At 60.2% G+C, this 13,411-nt stretch carries 12 protein-coding genes; all 12 read left to right on the top strand.

Translation table 11 applies throughout. The features are described from left to right. Nucleotides 1–712: CaiB/BaiF CoA-transferase family protein (locus GSQ92_RS16500; protein WP_174247819.1), on the top strand; the 712-nt coding region annotated here is incomplete at its 5' end. 244 nt (nucleotides 713–956) lie between these two features. Beyond that, nucleotides 957–1,313 carry an alcohol dehydrogenase catalytic domain-containing protein gene (locus GSQ92_RS31745; protein ID WP_371418562.1) on the top strand — a complete coding sequence of 119 codons (357 nt, stop codon included), beginning with the start codon at nucleotides 957–959 and terminating at the stop codon, nucleotides 1,311–1,313. Nucleotides 1,314–1,345: 32 nt separating this feature from the next. After that, complete coding sequence (locus GSQ92_RS16490; RefSeq protein ID WP_159013716.1) at nucleotides 1,346–1,678, top strand: hypothetical protein; 333 nt, start codon at nucleotides 1,346–1,348, stop codon at nucleotides 1,676–1,678. A 2,103-nt stretch (nucleotides 1,679–3,781) separates the two neighbouring features. Then, nucleotides 3,782–4,660: a transketolase gene (locus tag GSQ92_RS16485; RefSeq protein ID WP_159013715.1), complete on the top strand. Its 879-nt coding sequence runs from the start codon at nucleotides 3,782–3,784 to the stop codon at nucleotides 4,658–4,660. After that, nucleotides 4,660–5,613 carry a transketolase family protein gene (locus GSQ92_RS16480; protein ID WP_159013714.1) on the top strand — a complete coding sequence of 318 codons (954 nt, stop codon included), beginning with the start codon at nucleotides 4,660–4,662 and terminating at the stop codon, nucleotides 5,611–5,613. The genes GSQ92_RS16485 and GSQ92_RS16480 overlap by 1 nt, the downstream gene beginning before the upstream one ends. Before the next feature lie 3 nt (nucleotides 5,614–5,616). Then, nucleotides 5,617–7,110, top strand: coding sequence for a glycerol kinase (locus GSQ92_RS16475; protein ID WP_159013713.1), 1,494 nt, complete (start codon nucleotides 5,617–5,619; stop codon nucleotides 7,108–7,110). Nucleotides 7,111–7,123: 13 nt separating this feature from the next. Continuing rightward, nucleotides 7,124–8,107: an ABC transporter permease gene (locus GSQ92_RS16470; RefSeq protein ID WP_158801315.1), complete on the top strand. Its 984-nt coding sequence runs from the start codon at nucleotides 7,124–7,126 to the stop codon at nucleotides 8,105–8,107. 85 nt (nucleotides 8,108–8,192) lie between these two features. Continuing rightward, nucleotides 8,193–9,134, top strand: a complete 942-nt coding sequence (locus GSQ92_RS16465) for a sugar ABC transporter substrate-binding protein (protein ID WP_158801313.1) — start codon at nucleotides 8,193–8,195, stop codon at nucleotides 9,132–9,134. A gap of 29 nt (nucleotides 9,135–9,163) precedes the next feature. Beyond that, on the top strand, nucleotides 9,164–10,696 hold the full coding sequence (locus GSQ92_RS16460; RefSeq protein WP_216856849.1) for a sugar ABC transporter ATP-binding protein: 1,533 nt from the start codon (nucleotides 9,164–9,166) through the stop codon (nucleotides 10,694–10,696). Between the two features lie 13 nt (nucleotides 10,697–10,709). Further along, on the top strand, nucleotides 10,710–11,474 hold the full coding sequence (locus GSQ92_RS16455; RefSeq protein ID WP_158801311.1) for an SDR family oxidoreductase: 765 nt from the start codon (nucleotides 10,710–10,712) through the stop codon (nucleotides 11,472–11,474). 10 nt (nucleotides 11,475–11,484) lie between these two features. Further along, nucleotides 11,485–12,438 (top strand): sugar-binding transcriptional regulator, encoded by a 954-nt coding sequence (locus GSQ92_RS16450; protein ID WP_159013712.1) that lies wholly within the window; start codon nucleotides 11,485–11,487, stop codon nucleotides 12,436–12,438. Between the two features lie 30 nt (nucleotides 12,439–12,468). Then, nucleotides 12,469–13,248 carry an SDR family oxidoreductase gene (locus GSQ92_RS16445; RefSeq protein WP_158801307.1) on the top strand — a complete coding sequence of 260 codons (780 nt, stop codon included), beginning with the start codon at nucleotides 12,469–12,471 and terminating at the stop codon, nucleotides 13,246–13,248. The last annotated feature ends 163 nt before the right edge of the window (nucleotides 13,249–13,411 follow it).

The following is a 13,411-nucleotide window of genomic DNA, read 5'->3' as shown; positions in this document are numbered from 1 at the left end:
CCTGCTCGTGCAGGCCGAGAGCGGTCTCGCTTCCATCACCGGCCATCCGGCCGGGCCGGGGCGTGTCGGCGTCTCCGTTTGCGATGTGGGATGCGGCATGTACGCCTATTCGGCGGTGCTCGAGGCTTTGATCAGCCGGGGCATCACTGGGCAAGGCGCGCGGCTGGAGGTCAGCCTGTTCGACACCATGGCGGATTGGATGAATGTGCCGCTGCTGTATTTCGAAGGCACCGGAAAGGCGCCGAAGCGCGTGGGTCTCGCACATCCCTCGATCTGCCCCTACGGCGCTTTCGCGCTAAGTGACGGCCACCTGGTCCTGATTGCGATTCAGAACGAGCGGGAATGGGCGAAGTTCTGCGACGAGGTTCTGCTGGAACCGGATTTGCCGCGGCAGCCGGGTTTCGAGAGCAACACCATTCGCGTCGCTCATCGCGAGGCCGTGGATGCGCGTGTCGGCCGATCTCTGGGCTCGCTGAATCGCGAGACGGCGGCCGCTCGGTTGCGTGCGGCTCAGACGGCTTTCGGCTTCGTCAACGACCTGACTGGCCTCGCAGCCCATCCGGCCCTTCGGCGCGCGCGGGTTGAAGTGGCGGATGGCGCGGTCGATATCGCGGTGGCGCCGGTTCTTGTAGACGGCCGCAGCCGGCAGTTCGGCAAGGTGCCCCACATCGGCGAACACACGGACGCTATTCGCATGGAGTTTGCCGGATGACAGTGTGGCGGCGATCGGCGTTCACCCAACGTAGTTGCTCGCCCTGTTCAGGTTGGCAAAGTCCATCATGACGTTGCCGGCTCGCGGATGTCACATCGAAGGCCTCGAGAAATGAGCTCTATACCCCAATACAGCCGAGCGGCGGTTCTCAGAGAATTTAAGGCGCCGCTTCAGATCGAAGAGGTCGAGATACCCTTGGAGATCGAGCCTGGCGCCATTTCTTGTTCACGTAGAGACTTGATCGATCTGTGGCACAGACGTCCACCTTTCTCGTGGAGCCTTGGCTCTAAAAGTCGACCTGCCGGTTATCGTCGGACATGAAATGGTCGGCCGGATTGTGGCTTTCGGCCCAGGTTCAAGACGTGACTCAATCGGCCAGGATCTGCGGGAAGGCAATCGTATAACATGGACGCACACATCCTGCGGTTCATGCTTTTTCTGCACAGCTGTTCGAGAGCCGACCCTCTGCGAGAACAGCCGGAAATATTTGTATGAATGCATGGAAGTATTTCCATATTTGCTCGATGGTTTCGCCGAGTATAGCTACGTCATGCCGATTCTGGTTGCGTGCGTGTTCCTGACAACGTGCCAAATGATCTAGCCAGCATGGCAAGTTGCGGCTTCCGGTCTGTCATGAACGCGTTCGACCTTCTTGGACGAATCAATTCCACTGACGTTGTCGTCATTCAACGAGTTGGTCCTCTGGATCTATTGGCCACGGCTGTCGCCAAGATCTCGGGTGCTCGCCATGTGGTCGCAATTGGCGCGCCCGACTCGCGGCTTGAAATGGCGGAAGAATTCGGGGCGGACAAACGCTGTCTATCGAACGGGTTTCGCACGAAGGTCGAATGGCGGCTGTTTAGGCTCGCCGGCCGCGCCGCTGCTGGACGCTTAGTCCGCACCCAAGTGGAAGGCAGGGCACGCCAGAGAGGTCGTCAAATTACCTGGGAGCAAGTCAATGCCTGAGCTCGACCAGTTCGGCCATTTTACGCTCGATGCATCAGTTGCCGCCGTGGGCCGGAATCTTGCTCGGGTACTGACCGCGGTCTGGCAAATGGTCAGCAAATGAAGCCCAAGCAAGAGGCGGGGCCTAGCCCTGTTTCGCTCCGGCGAGCCATCGCTAATCTGCTGCGCTTCGCAGACATTGACCTCCGTGACGCGCGAATGCTGACGCGACGCGGCAGCCTGCGCAACGCGGTTGTGCTCATCCGATCTGCGATGGACCAGCTCATCGGTGCGATCCTGGTTTCCGAGCAAGGTTCAGAGGGCCAACAGATTGCAGGTGGGGTTGATCGCATTAGTGACGATAATCCCTTCAAGGCGCGCTTGAGCACTCTAGCGGCTTCTATCCCACGGCCGCCAACCGTGCGTGCGGATGGAAGCTCTTCAAAACCCCCGAACGGAAGCAGCTTGTCGAAGAAATTGGAGCGCGTGGCAGCGCTCCTGGCTGAGTTTTCCAAGCATTTCGGTGTCGGCTTCGCGAATGAGAGTCCCGCCCGAACAGCGGATCCAATTCGTCCGGCGCCACCTCCGCCTCTCAAGGCACAGCCTAAACTTCGGCCTCCGCCAGTTGCTGCACAGGCCGCAGCCAAAAAGCCAGGAGGGTCTCGTCCAGCGCAGCGGCAGGTCGCTGAACCCCAAACAACACGGCCCGAGGAACACAAGGTTCCGCGGATGGAGGACACTGCTCCGGTCGCAGTTGCACGGAGCGACGTCGCCAAACCAACGAAAGCCGTGGTTTCATCGGAGTCGCAGTCCCGTCTTTCCCGACCAGGCCGGGTGCAGGAGCCGACGCCAGCGGCTTCGAGAAAAGTTTCTGGTGCCTCAGGAGTCGGCCGCGGCCCCGCAGACGCGCGTCCGATCGTCGCCCGGCACCGGCCGGACGCAAGCTTAACGTCGACCTTCTTTTGGTCCCTCATGGATCGCTGGAAAGTAGCAGATCTCGATGCACTAGCGCTCATTGGCCATGCGGGAGGGCGGACGAAGAAAGGGACGCGACCGCGCTTCAAATTGAGCGATGCTGAGAACGACATGGTCGTCCATTTGCGGGATGTCGATGACGCTCTGAGTGCCGCAGGCCTGGACTCAGCAAATTGGCTCCGCGAGCCCATTTCCGGGACCCCGTTTAGCGGGACATACCCACTAGATTTTGTGACGCAGAATCGTGTGTCGGGCGCGCGTCAACTAAGCCGCTACATCTTGCAGCAGGGCTTGCGACTGTCGCTAAAAGGCTAGTGGGTTAAACGGTCTCGGGAGTAGCAGTAGAAGTCGATCCATTGCGACCGCGATGGTAAAATTTCAGGTGGCGTCAGCGGGTGTTAGCCGGCCATAGCTCTAGCGGTCAGTTGGCCAGATCAGACAACTGGCGCCTAAACCGAGCTCGACCCGCGCGTCGAGATTTACGTCGAATTTGAACACGAGGGCGTCGGCACCAGCGGAACCGCTATTGGCAGCAAGAGTGGCGACGCGCTAGAGACCACTGGCTTGAACTGCCTCATCCGAATCATCGATGTCAGCGCCATCATTCAAGGTCTAGAAGCCCGGAAGTGTATCGAGGAATCCGTCCACTTCGCAACACGCCTGATGTCCTACCTCGCTGCAAGCCTCATGAGTGGGCGTAGGCACAACATGCTGGCCCGCGCCGGAAAGTAAGGTATGAACACGAAACATGTTGGAAACCTACGCCTATCGAGCGAAGAGGAGGATGCGATCGTGAGCTTCATGCAAACACTGCCGGATGGGTTAATGCCGGCTCCAGCACGAGAGCGGCGTAGTTAGCCCGTCAAACAGGAGGGCTGCTGACAGGGCCGTTCGCGTCACCGATGCTGTCTGGCCATTTCTCATTTGACGAAAGCGCGACAAGGTGGGCAGACGCAGATTGGCGCTGCGCGCATTTGCGTAAGATCTTCGCTATAGCGATAATGTTGCTTCGGCGCTCGATGTAGAAAAGCCATTTTTCATCTCCAGCGCGAAATATCAATCCTGTGCAACGATTCTCCTTGACGACGGGTTTGGACATCGGCATTCTGCATTTAAATGCGGTAGTGAATAATTATTCAAGGGTAGGGAATGTTGGATCGTCAAACACAAGGCGCGGATTCAAACGCTCTTATCGCAAAGATTTTAGCGGCTGATGAAACCACGCGATCTGAACTTCTCGCTCGTACGGCGACGGAAGTCAGGATCTCTATCCTCAACACGATCAACGGGCCCAAAATGGGCCATATCGGCGGGGACTTTTCCGTCGCCGATATTCTCACGACGCTGTTCTTCGGCGTGATGAAGCTCGACCCAAATAATCCGATTTGGCAAGAGCGGGATCGCTTCATCCTCAGCAAGGGCCATTGCTCAGCGGCGCTTTATTCCGTGTTGGCTATGCGTGGCTTCTTTGAAATCGACCTGCTGAAGACGTTCATGGCGCCTCTTTCAGCTCTCAACGGCCACCCCAACCGTCGTAAGATTCCAGGCGTTGAGGCCAACACCGGTCCCTTGGGCCATGGTCTGCCCATCGGCGTCGGTTGCGCTATTGCAGCACGCCTAGCGAAAGCCAACCGACGCGTCTTCGTCGTGCTCGGTGATGGTGAGCTGCAGGAAGGCAGTAACTGGGAGGCCGCTATGGCGGCTGGCCATCGCGGCCTGTCAAATCTCGTGGCTATCGTCGACCGTAATCGGCTGCAACAGGGCGCCGGGACGGAAGACACCAACCGGCTCGAACCGCTGGCCGACAAATGGCGCAGCTTCGGCTGGGAAGTGCACGAGGTCGACGGACACGACCACCGAGTTCTCTACGACATGCTGTCCAAGCCGGGCGGGTCCCAGCCGCGGTGCCTCGTCGCGCGCACGATCAAGGGTAAAGGGGTCTCCTTCATCGAAAACCGGGTCGAGTGGCACCACAAAGTACCGTCGCTGGAACAGGTTCAGCTCGCCCTCAAGGAGCTCGCAGTTTGATGAACGAGATAAGCCAGGCTCCCACTGTTGCAACATTCGATTGTCGTGTCGCATTCGCGGAGACATTAACCGAGCTCGCCCGGACCGATCACCGCATTGTTGCGGTCTGTAATGACTCGGTAGGATCGAGCAACCTCAACGCCTTCCAGAAGGAATTTCCGGACCGTCTGATTAATGTCGGCATCGCCGAGCAAAATATGGTTGGCGTGGCAGCAGGTCTCGCGAATGGCGGCTTCGTACCTTACGTGAGCTGTGCCTCTCCCTTTCTAACCGGCCGCGCGTTGGAACAGATCAAGGCAGACGTCGCCTATAATAACTATCATATCGTGCTCTGTGGCCAGAGCCCGGGCATGTCCTACGGTGAGCTTGGACCAACGCATCACTCGATCGAAGACTTTGCCTGGATGCGAGCGCTGACAGACCTGACAATACTTGTGCCGGCTGATCCGCGACAGACGCGGGATGCTGTGCGTTGGGCCTCCACCGCCAACCGCCCGGTGTTCATGCGCGTCGGCCGGTTTAAGATCCCTTCCGTTACTCCAGAAGACGAAGATTTCGTCCCGGGCCGCGCCTCGCGTTTGCGCGACGGTCGCGACGTGACGCTCATCGCATGCGGCACAATGGTATCTCGCGCCCTGGGAGCCGCCGACCAACTCGCGCAAAAGGGCATCTCGGCGCGCGTGCTGAACATGACGACGATCCAGCCTCTCGACGAGGCTGCAGTGATCGAGGCCGCCACCGAGACCGGCCGGATCGTGACGGTGGAGGAGGCAATCATCCATGGCGGCCTCGGCTCCGCTGTTGCGGAGTGCGTCGTGCAGAATAAACCAGTGCCCATGCGCATACTCGGCGTGCCCCATCTCGCACCCACCGGCAGCACCGCCTTCCTGCTGGACCATTTTGGACTCAATGCCGAGGGGATCGCTAAAGCAGCCCTCGAATTGGTGGGTTGAGCCGTGGCCGCCCCGCTGCTTCTCGCGATTGACCAAGGCACCAGCGGAACTAAGGTGATTCTGGCGGATAAGACGGGGTCGATCGCCGCGCGCGGCCATGCACCTATTGGCGAGACGCATCCTCATCCGGGATGGGTCGAGCAGGATCCAATCGAGATCTGGCAGAGCGTGCAGCGCGCAGTCGCCGGTTGTCTCGATGGACACGATCCGGCGCGCGTCGCGGCCGTCGGGCTGAGCACGCAGCGTGAATCCATTGTTGCCTGGGACCGGCTGACCGGCGCGCCGCTGACGCCGGTGATCAGTTGGCAGGATCAACGTAGCGCAGCACTTTGCGATGCGCTCCGCAGCCCCGAGGTCGAGGGCCTCGTACGGGCAAGAAGCGGCCTTCCGCTGGATCCGATGTTCTCGGCTCTCAAGGCAAGTTGGCTGCGCCGCCACCACCCGGGCGCCTCGGAAGCCATACAGACGGGCAGGGCCGTGATTGGCACGATCGATTCATGGTTGCTGAGTCGTCTCTCCAACGACGAACCGGTGATTGAAATCGGCAACGCGTCACGCACGCAGCTTTTGGATGTTGCAAGCGGGACGTGGGACGAAGACCTGCTCGCGCTTTTCGGTGTGCCCGAGAACGCGCTTCCGAGGGTGGTTCGGTCCACAGGGCCATTTCCAACCGTGCGTGGTCTGCAACCTTTGCGAGACGGAACGCCGGTTTTGGCGGTCATGGGTGACTCGCACTCCGCCCTATTTGCTCACGGAGCTTTCGCCCCCGGTCAGATCAAGGCGACTTACGGCACCGGCTCTTCGATCATGGGCCTCATAGAACGGCCGGATGGTCTGCACCCCGGACTCTGCCTGACGATTGGCTGGCAGATCGATGATCCGGCCTTTGCGGCTGAAGGTAACATTCGTGCAACCGGTGCCGCACTGCGCTGGATGGCAGGGATCCTCGGCATGAGCGTTGATGCGATGACGGAACTCGGCGCGCGATCACAGAGCCGCGGTGCGGTGCTCGTTCCAGGATTCACAGGCCTCGGTGCGCCATGGTGGGACCGGGACGCGGTCGGCATCCTCACAAACCTGTCCCTCAACACCTCGTCAGCCGAGCTGGCACGCGCGGCGCTAGAGGCCGTCGTGCATCAGGTCGCAGACGTCGTCGAGGTGATCGAAACCACTACTGGCACGGCCCGCGATCTGTTCACCGACGGCGGTCCCACTCGCAACGACGCGTTGATGCAGATGCAGGCTGATCTCCTGGGCTGCACGATCCATCGCTCGGCAGCGCCTGAACTGTCCGCCTTGGGTGTCGCCCACATGGCTGGCTTAGGAGCTGGCGTCTGGAACTGGGAGGAATTGCGCGCCTTGCCGCGACCGCGTGAAACGATCCTGCCTCGTGTTGGCCTCGCGAATCGCAGCACTCAGCGTAGCCATTGGCAAGCGGCCATCGCTCGGGCGCGCTCAGGCACTGCCTGTCGCGCTCCTGCTTTAGAGACCGCGTGAAGGGAAGAAGCAAATGTCGTCCTCAACCTTTGTAGCCTCCGCCGGCTCGGATTCAAGACGCTCGATCTGGGCGCGTTTGCTAACTGGTTCCCAAGGACCGTTGATCGGGCTCATTATCCTGTGCATTGTCTTCTCGGTCACGAGCGATGTCTTTCTGTCGGCTCGCAACTTCCTCAACGTCATAGATCAAATTACGGTTCTCGGGATCCTTGCCCTGGGTATGACCGGCGTTATCATCATCGGCGGGATCGACCTTTCGGTTGGATCTATCCTGGCATTGTCCTGCATGGTGCTCGGCTGGCTGCCACAGGATTACGGTGTACCTTTCGGCGTTTCACTAATCCTCGCTATTATCGCCGGGGGTGCCTGCGGCCTAGTCAACGGCCTGCTGGTAACCCGTGCCAAGCTGCCACCCTTCATCGCTACGCTCACGGTGATGTCCGTTGCCCGCGGCCTAGCCAATCTCACCACCGGCGGCGAGCAGGTCGTCGGCTATCCCGATTGGTTCACCCGGCTCGCGACCGTCCGCTATCTTGGATTCCTCTCTGCGACAGTCGCGATGTTCATCGTGTTGGCGTTCGCCGGATGGATCTTCCTTCGCTACCGCGGAACCGGGCGAAGCCTCTACGCGATCGGCGGCAATCCGGAGGTTGCGCGCCTTGCAGGGATCAAGGTTCTGCGCCTCACCGTCTGGGTGTATGTCGCCTCCGGCGTGCTAGCCGGTCTTGCGGCCCTTGTGCTTTCGTCGCGACTCGATTCGTCACAGCCGAGTGCAGGGCTAGGCTATGAATTGGACGCTATTGCGGCCGTGGTCATCGGCGGTGCCAGCCTCAGCGGCGGCATTGGCGGCATCGGTGGCACCGTTGTAGGTGTCCTGATCATCGGTGTGCTGCACAACGGCCTCAACCTGGTCGGCGTTTCTCCCTTCATTCAGCAGGTCATCATCGGCTGCGTCATCGCGGTTGCGGTCACGATTGACAAGTTCCGGCGCCAGTGACCTGAGGAAAGTAGACCCAGCCGCGTCATCGCGGTTGGAACTGGGCTAAGCGACTAACAAACAGTGCAAGAAAAGAGGAAATGTAATGTTCAAGACCAAGCTGCTCGCTTCCGCGTTTGTGGCGGCCTTCGCAATAGCAGCGCTGCCACTTGTTGGCTCCGCTCGCGCCGCCGAGCCGACTGTCGGCCTCGCGGTCGCTAACCTCCAAGCCGACTTCTTCAACCAGATCAAGCAATCCGTGGAAGCCGAGGCCGCTACTAAGGGCGTGAAGGTCATTGTCGTCGACGCGCACGGTGACAGCGCCACCCAAGTCAACCAGATTCAAGACCTCATTACGCGCGGCGTAAAAGCGATCATCTATATTCCGGCCGGCGCAACTGCCGCAGGCGTGCCTGTTCGAGCGGCGCAAGCCGCGCATATCCCTGTCGTCGCCGTCGACCGGAATGCGCCGGACGCACCGGCAGATACCTTCATCGCGACTGACAGCGTTGCGGCCGCACACACATTGGGCGACTACGTCTGCAAGATAGCGGGCGGCAAGGGCACGCTCGCGATCATCCAAGGGCAGCTCGGCACTACCCCTGAGGTCGATCGCAACAAAGGTTTTGAAGCGGCGATGGCGAGCTGCCCGGGTATTAAGCAGGTCGCGAAGCAGGCGAGCCAGGAATGGTCGCAGAACGAAGGGTTCACGATTGCTCAGGACATGCTTCAGCGCCACCCCGATATCACGATCTTCTTTGGGCGCGCCGATGCTCTCGCTTTGGGTGCCGCCCAAGCGACGAAGGTTGCGAACCTTGACCATCCGGTTCTCGTGGTTGGCTTCGATGGCGATAAAGCTGGCCTGAAAGCGGTACAAAGCGGCACCCTCGCGGCGACTATGACTCAGAAGACGCAGGCGATGGGTCGCCTGGCCCTGGATTCGGCGCTCGATCTCGCGGCCGGAAAGACTCTTCCGAAGGAGCAGCTTCAGACGGCTGTTCTGACGACGAAAGATAACGTGACACCGTACATCGCTCAGCACCCGTAAGAGTCGTCAACCTAACTGGAGACGAAGCCATGTGCGCCCTTATGGCGGATCAGTCGCTCTCGCGTCCCCGCCAGATGGAGGGACGTCCTGTGCGTCTCTCTGTGACTGGGGCGCGCAAGGCTTTCTCGGGAACACCTGTGCTGAACGACGTTGATCTCACCGTGCGTGAAGGTGAGGTTGTGGCGTTGTTGGGCGAGAACGGAGCTGGCAAGTCCACGCTCTCTTCTATCATCGCCGGCGTCATCGAGGCTGATGCGGGATCGATGGTCTGGGAGGGCCAGTCGTATACGCCGGCCTCGCCCGGAGACGCGATTTCCCATGGCATTGGACTAATCCATCAGGAGATGCGCCTGCTGCCGGACCTGACCATCGCGGAAAACGTGTTCGTTGGGCGGCTGCCAATGACTGGAGGGCGTATCGATCGGGAGCAGATGCGACAGCGTGCTTCTGAGCAGCTCCGCCGCCTCGGGCTTGAGATCTCGCCGGATACCCTCGTGCGTAGCCTACGCGTGGCCGCCCAGCAACAGGTCGAGATCGCTAAGGCGCTGACTTTAAAGGCGCGACTGCTGATTCTAGATGAGCCAACGGCGGCCCTCGGTGGAGATGAAACGGACAGGCTATTTGCGCAGATCGATCAATTAAAGCAGGAAGGTTTCTCTTTCATCTACATTAGTCATCGGCTGGAAGAAATCGCTCGCATCGCTGACCGCATTGTGGTGCTCAGGGATGGCAACAAGGTCGCAGAGCACAGCACGGCACAGGTTCCGGTGGACCAGCTGTTGCGGGACATGGTCGGACGCAACATCGATCGCCTCTTCCCGCACGTCGAAGCGCCGCGGCCGCGGGAAGTGCTGCGTGTTGACGGACTGCGCTCCGCAGAAGGCGCCTTCGCCGATATTAGCTTCGCCGTGCACGAAGGCGAGATCTTCGGCATTGCGGGCATCGTCGGCGCCGGCCGCACCGAGCTGGTGCGAAGCATAGCGGGCGCCGATCTCCTTTCTGCCGGGACAGTGACGCTCGACGGAAAGGCGCTCAGGTTGACCGGCCCGGATACTGCTATCCACGCCGGCATCGTGCTGGTGCCGGAGGATCGCAAGGGGCAGGGCATTTTGCTGGAACATACGGTGGCGGACAACTTGGCCCTCGGCAATATGGACCGACTCGGCAAGCGCGGCTGGCTTGATCCAGCGAAGGTGCGGGAGTTCGGCCAGCGGATGATCGAGCGTCTGGGCATCAAGGGACGGCCGGGCCAGCAAGCCCGTTACCTCTCCGGGGGCAATCAACAGAAAGTGGTCATCGCGCGCTGGGTAGCGCGCGCCCCCAAGGTTATTATCCTGGATGAACCAACCCGCGGCATCGACGTGGGTGCGCGCGCGGCGATCTACGAGGTTATCGCTGAGCTCGCGAAGTCGGGTATGGCTGTGGTGGTGGTGAGTTCGGACCTCGAAGAGGTTTTGGGTCTCGCCCATCGCGTGATGGTGCTGGCGCGAGGCCGGCAGATGGGCGTGCTCGATCGGGCGCAGGCAAACAACGTCGCCGTTATGGCCTTGGCCACGGGCTGAACAGGAGCTGCAGATGACGGAGCTTTTCAGTCTGGCCGGCGAGGTCGCTCTGGTGACCGGTGCGGGTAGCGGTATCGGCCAGCGATTGGCCGTGGGATTGGCCGAGGCCGGTGCCGATGTCGCTTGTTTCGACCTGGCCTCAAGCACAGGCCTCGCGGAAACCGTGTCGCGTATTGCGGCTCTTGGTCGCCGGGCGGTTGCCGCTCGGGGGGATGTCACCAACGGTAAGGATCTGGCCGACGCGGTTGAGGTTGCGGAGCGTCTCGGGCCACTTTCGGTTGCGCTGAACTGTGCCGGAATCGCAAATGCGGCGCCGGCAGAGGAGATGCCACGGGAACAATGGCAACGGATGTACGACGTCAACGTGACCGGCGTTTTCCTGTCATGTCAAGCTGAAGCAAAGGTAATGCTGGGCCGCCGGCGGGGCGCCATCGTCAATATAGCCTCCATGTCCGGAGTGATCGTCAATCGCGGGATCCTTCAGGCCCATTACAACAGTGCTAAGGCAGCAGTGATCCACCTCTCCCGCAGCTTGGCGATGGAATGGAGTGATCGGGGTGTGCGGGTAAATTCGATCAGCCCCGGTTATACCGCCACCCCGATGAACATTCGGCCGGAGGTCGCCGACCAGGTGAAACAGTTCGCGGCTGACACTCCGCTCGGTCGCATGGCGACGGTGGACGAACTGGTTGGTCCGGCCGTATTCCTGGCCAGCCGGGCCGCGTCCTTCTGCACAGGGATCGATCTGCTGGTCGATGGTGGTTTCGTATGCTGGTAAAGGAGCCCTCTTGCCTCGGACCGATGAACTCCGCCTGATCGCGCGCGTCGCACGCATGTATTACCTCGAAGACATGAAGCAGGGAGATATCGCAGCGCGTCTGACTATTTCGCAGGCGACAATATCCAGGCTTCTCCGTCGCGCGCGGGAGGAGAACGTCGTGCGTATCAGTGTGCAGACGCCTTCCGGTACTTTCCCTGAGCTTGAGGAAAGCCTTTGCCGAAAGTTTGGAATGACGGAAGTCGTCGTGGCCGAATGCAGCGAGGACCGGGAAAGTCAGATTCTCCGGCGTATCGGTGACGCTGCCGCCCTATATCTGGAGACTACCCTGCAGTCGGGTGAGATCGTCGGCATTTCCTCGTGGAGCGAATCCCTGCTGCGCACAGTTGAGAACATTCATCCGCAACGGCGGCTCGCTGCCGAGCGGGTCGTGCAACTTCATGGCGGGGTAGGCGACCCCAGCGTGCAAACCCACGCCACCAACCTAACACGCCGCCTGGCGGAACTGATCGGCGCGCAGGCGCAACCGTTGCCCACGCAGGGAATCACAAGCTCGAAGGCTGCTAGGAAAGTGCTGACAAGCGATCCATTCGTGCGGGAGACAATGGCGTATTTTTCGAAGATCACCCTGGCACTCGTCGGCATCGGCGCGGTGGAACCGTCAAAGCTTCTTGCGGACAGTGGTAACATATTCTCACCATCCGAACTGGCCGAACTCGCGCGACTAGGTGCCGTCGGCGACGTTTGCCTCAACTTTTTTGATCGCAATGGAAAGTCGGTGCCATCCTTTTTGCAGGAAAGGGTTGTCGGCATCGACCTCGATCAGCTTCGCCAGGCAAAACGAGTGGTCGCCGTGGCAGGAGGTCAACGCAAAGTTGCAGCACTCCTCGGCGCAATGCGGGGGAAGCTCATCGACGTTTTAGTGACGGATCAATTCACGGCGGCGCGACTCGACGCGGCCTGAGACAAGAAACGAAGTAGTAAAGGAAGGCAGATGATGCTCAGAGGCAAGGTCGCGGTGATCACCGGAGCCAGCCGCGGAATAGGAGCGGCAATTGCCTTCCGGCTCGCTCGTGACGGCGCGGCTGTGGTCGTAGCCGCGAATGAACCTTCAGTTGAAGCGGTTGCGGAAGCCATTCGGGCGGCCGGAGGGCAAGCATCTTCCATCGTCGCTGACGTTACGAACTCGGCGGACGTCGCAGCCATTTTTGATCTTGCGGAGGCTCAGTTCGGTCGCGTCGATATCTCCGTTCAAAACGCGGGAGTCATCACGATCGCCCGCATTGAGGACCTTCCGGAGAGCGACTGGGACAAGATCATGGCAGTGAACACCAAAGGCGTATTCCTTTGCTGCCAAGCTGCAATCGCGCACTTTCGTAGACACGGAGAAGGCGGTCGGCTGATTAATACGGCATCTGGTCAAGCGCGACAGGGATTTGTGTTCACTCCTCACTATGCTGCTAGCAAGTTCGGCGTCATCGGCGTCACGCAGAGCCTCGCTAAGGAGGTGGCCAAAGAAGGCATCACAGTCAACGCCTTTTGTCCGGGGATCATCGAGACGGACATGTGGGCCTACAATGACCAGGCCTGGGGCAAGTTATTGGGAAACTACGCGCCAGGCGAACTGATGGCGGAATGGGTGGAAAATATTCCGATGGGAAGAGCAGGGAAGGGCGATGACGTAGCCGGGCTCGTCGCGTTTCTGGCTGGGCCGGACGCGGCTTATATCACGGGTCAAACGATCAATGTGGATGGAGGTCTCATAATGTCGTGAGAGTTTATCGATATAATCTTTCGAGATAGTCCGGCGGCAGGGCGAAAACTGCTGGCCGTGGGACACTTTTCCAGTAGTATTTCGGCCATTCTAGTGGTGGGGCTATTTCAGTGGGCACCTTCCTTCATCGCGTCTTCGCGTTCATCGCCTGACCGCGACGGCA

The organism is Acidisoma sp. S159 (genome assembly GCF_009766125.1).
Classification (GTDB): domain Bacteria; phylum Pseudomonadota; class Alphaproteobacteria; order Acetobacterales; family Acetobacteraceae; genus Acidisoma.
This window is presented reverse-complemented; position numbering and strand designations above follow the sequence as displayed.

Excerpts from the sequence above, each read along its gene's own strand:
- GSQ92_RS16490 (WP_159013716.1), top strand. The coding sequence starts at position 1,346 with ATGAACGCGTTCGACCTTCTTGGACGAATCAATTCCACTGACGTTGTC.
- GSQ92_RS16485 (WP_159013715.1), top strand. The coding sequence starts at position 3,782 with ATGTTGGATCGTCAAACACAAGGCGCGGATTCAAACGCTCTTATCGCA.
- GSQ92_RS16480 (WP_159013714.1), top strand. The coding sequence starts at position 4,660 with ATGAACGAGATAAGCCAGGCTCCCACTGTTGCAACATTCGATTGTCGT.
- GSQ92_RS16470 (WP_158801315.1), top strand. The coding sequence starts at position 7,124 with ATGTCGTCCTCAACCTTTGTAGCCTCCGCCGGCTCGGATTCAAGACGC.
- GSQ92_RS16465 (WP_158801313.1), top strand. The coding sequence starts at position 8,193 with ATGTTCAAGACCAAGCTGCTCGCTTCCGCGTTTGTGGCGGCCTTCGCA.
- GSQ92_RS16460 (WP_216856849.1), top strand. The coding sequence starts at position 9,164 with ATGTGCGCCCTTATGGCGGATCAGTCGCTCTCGCGTCCCCGCCAGATG.
- GSQ92_RS16455 (WP_158801311.1), top strand. The coding sequence starts at position 10,710 with ATGACGGAGCTTTTCAGTCTGGCCGGCGAGGTCGCTCTGGTGACCGGT.
- GSQ92_RS16445 (WP_158801307.1), top strand. The coding sequence starts at position 12,469 with ATGATGCTCAGAGGCAAGGTCGCGGTGATCACCGGAGCCAGCCGCGGA.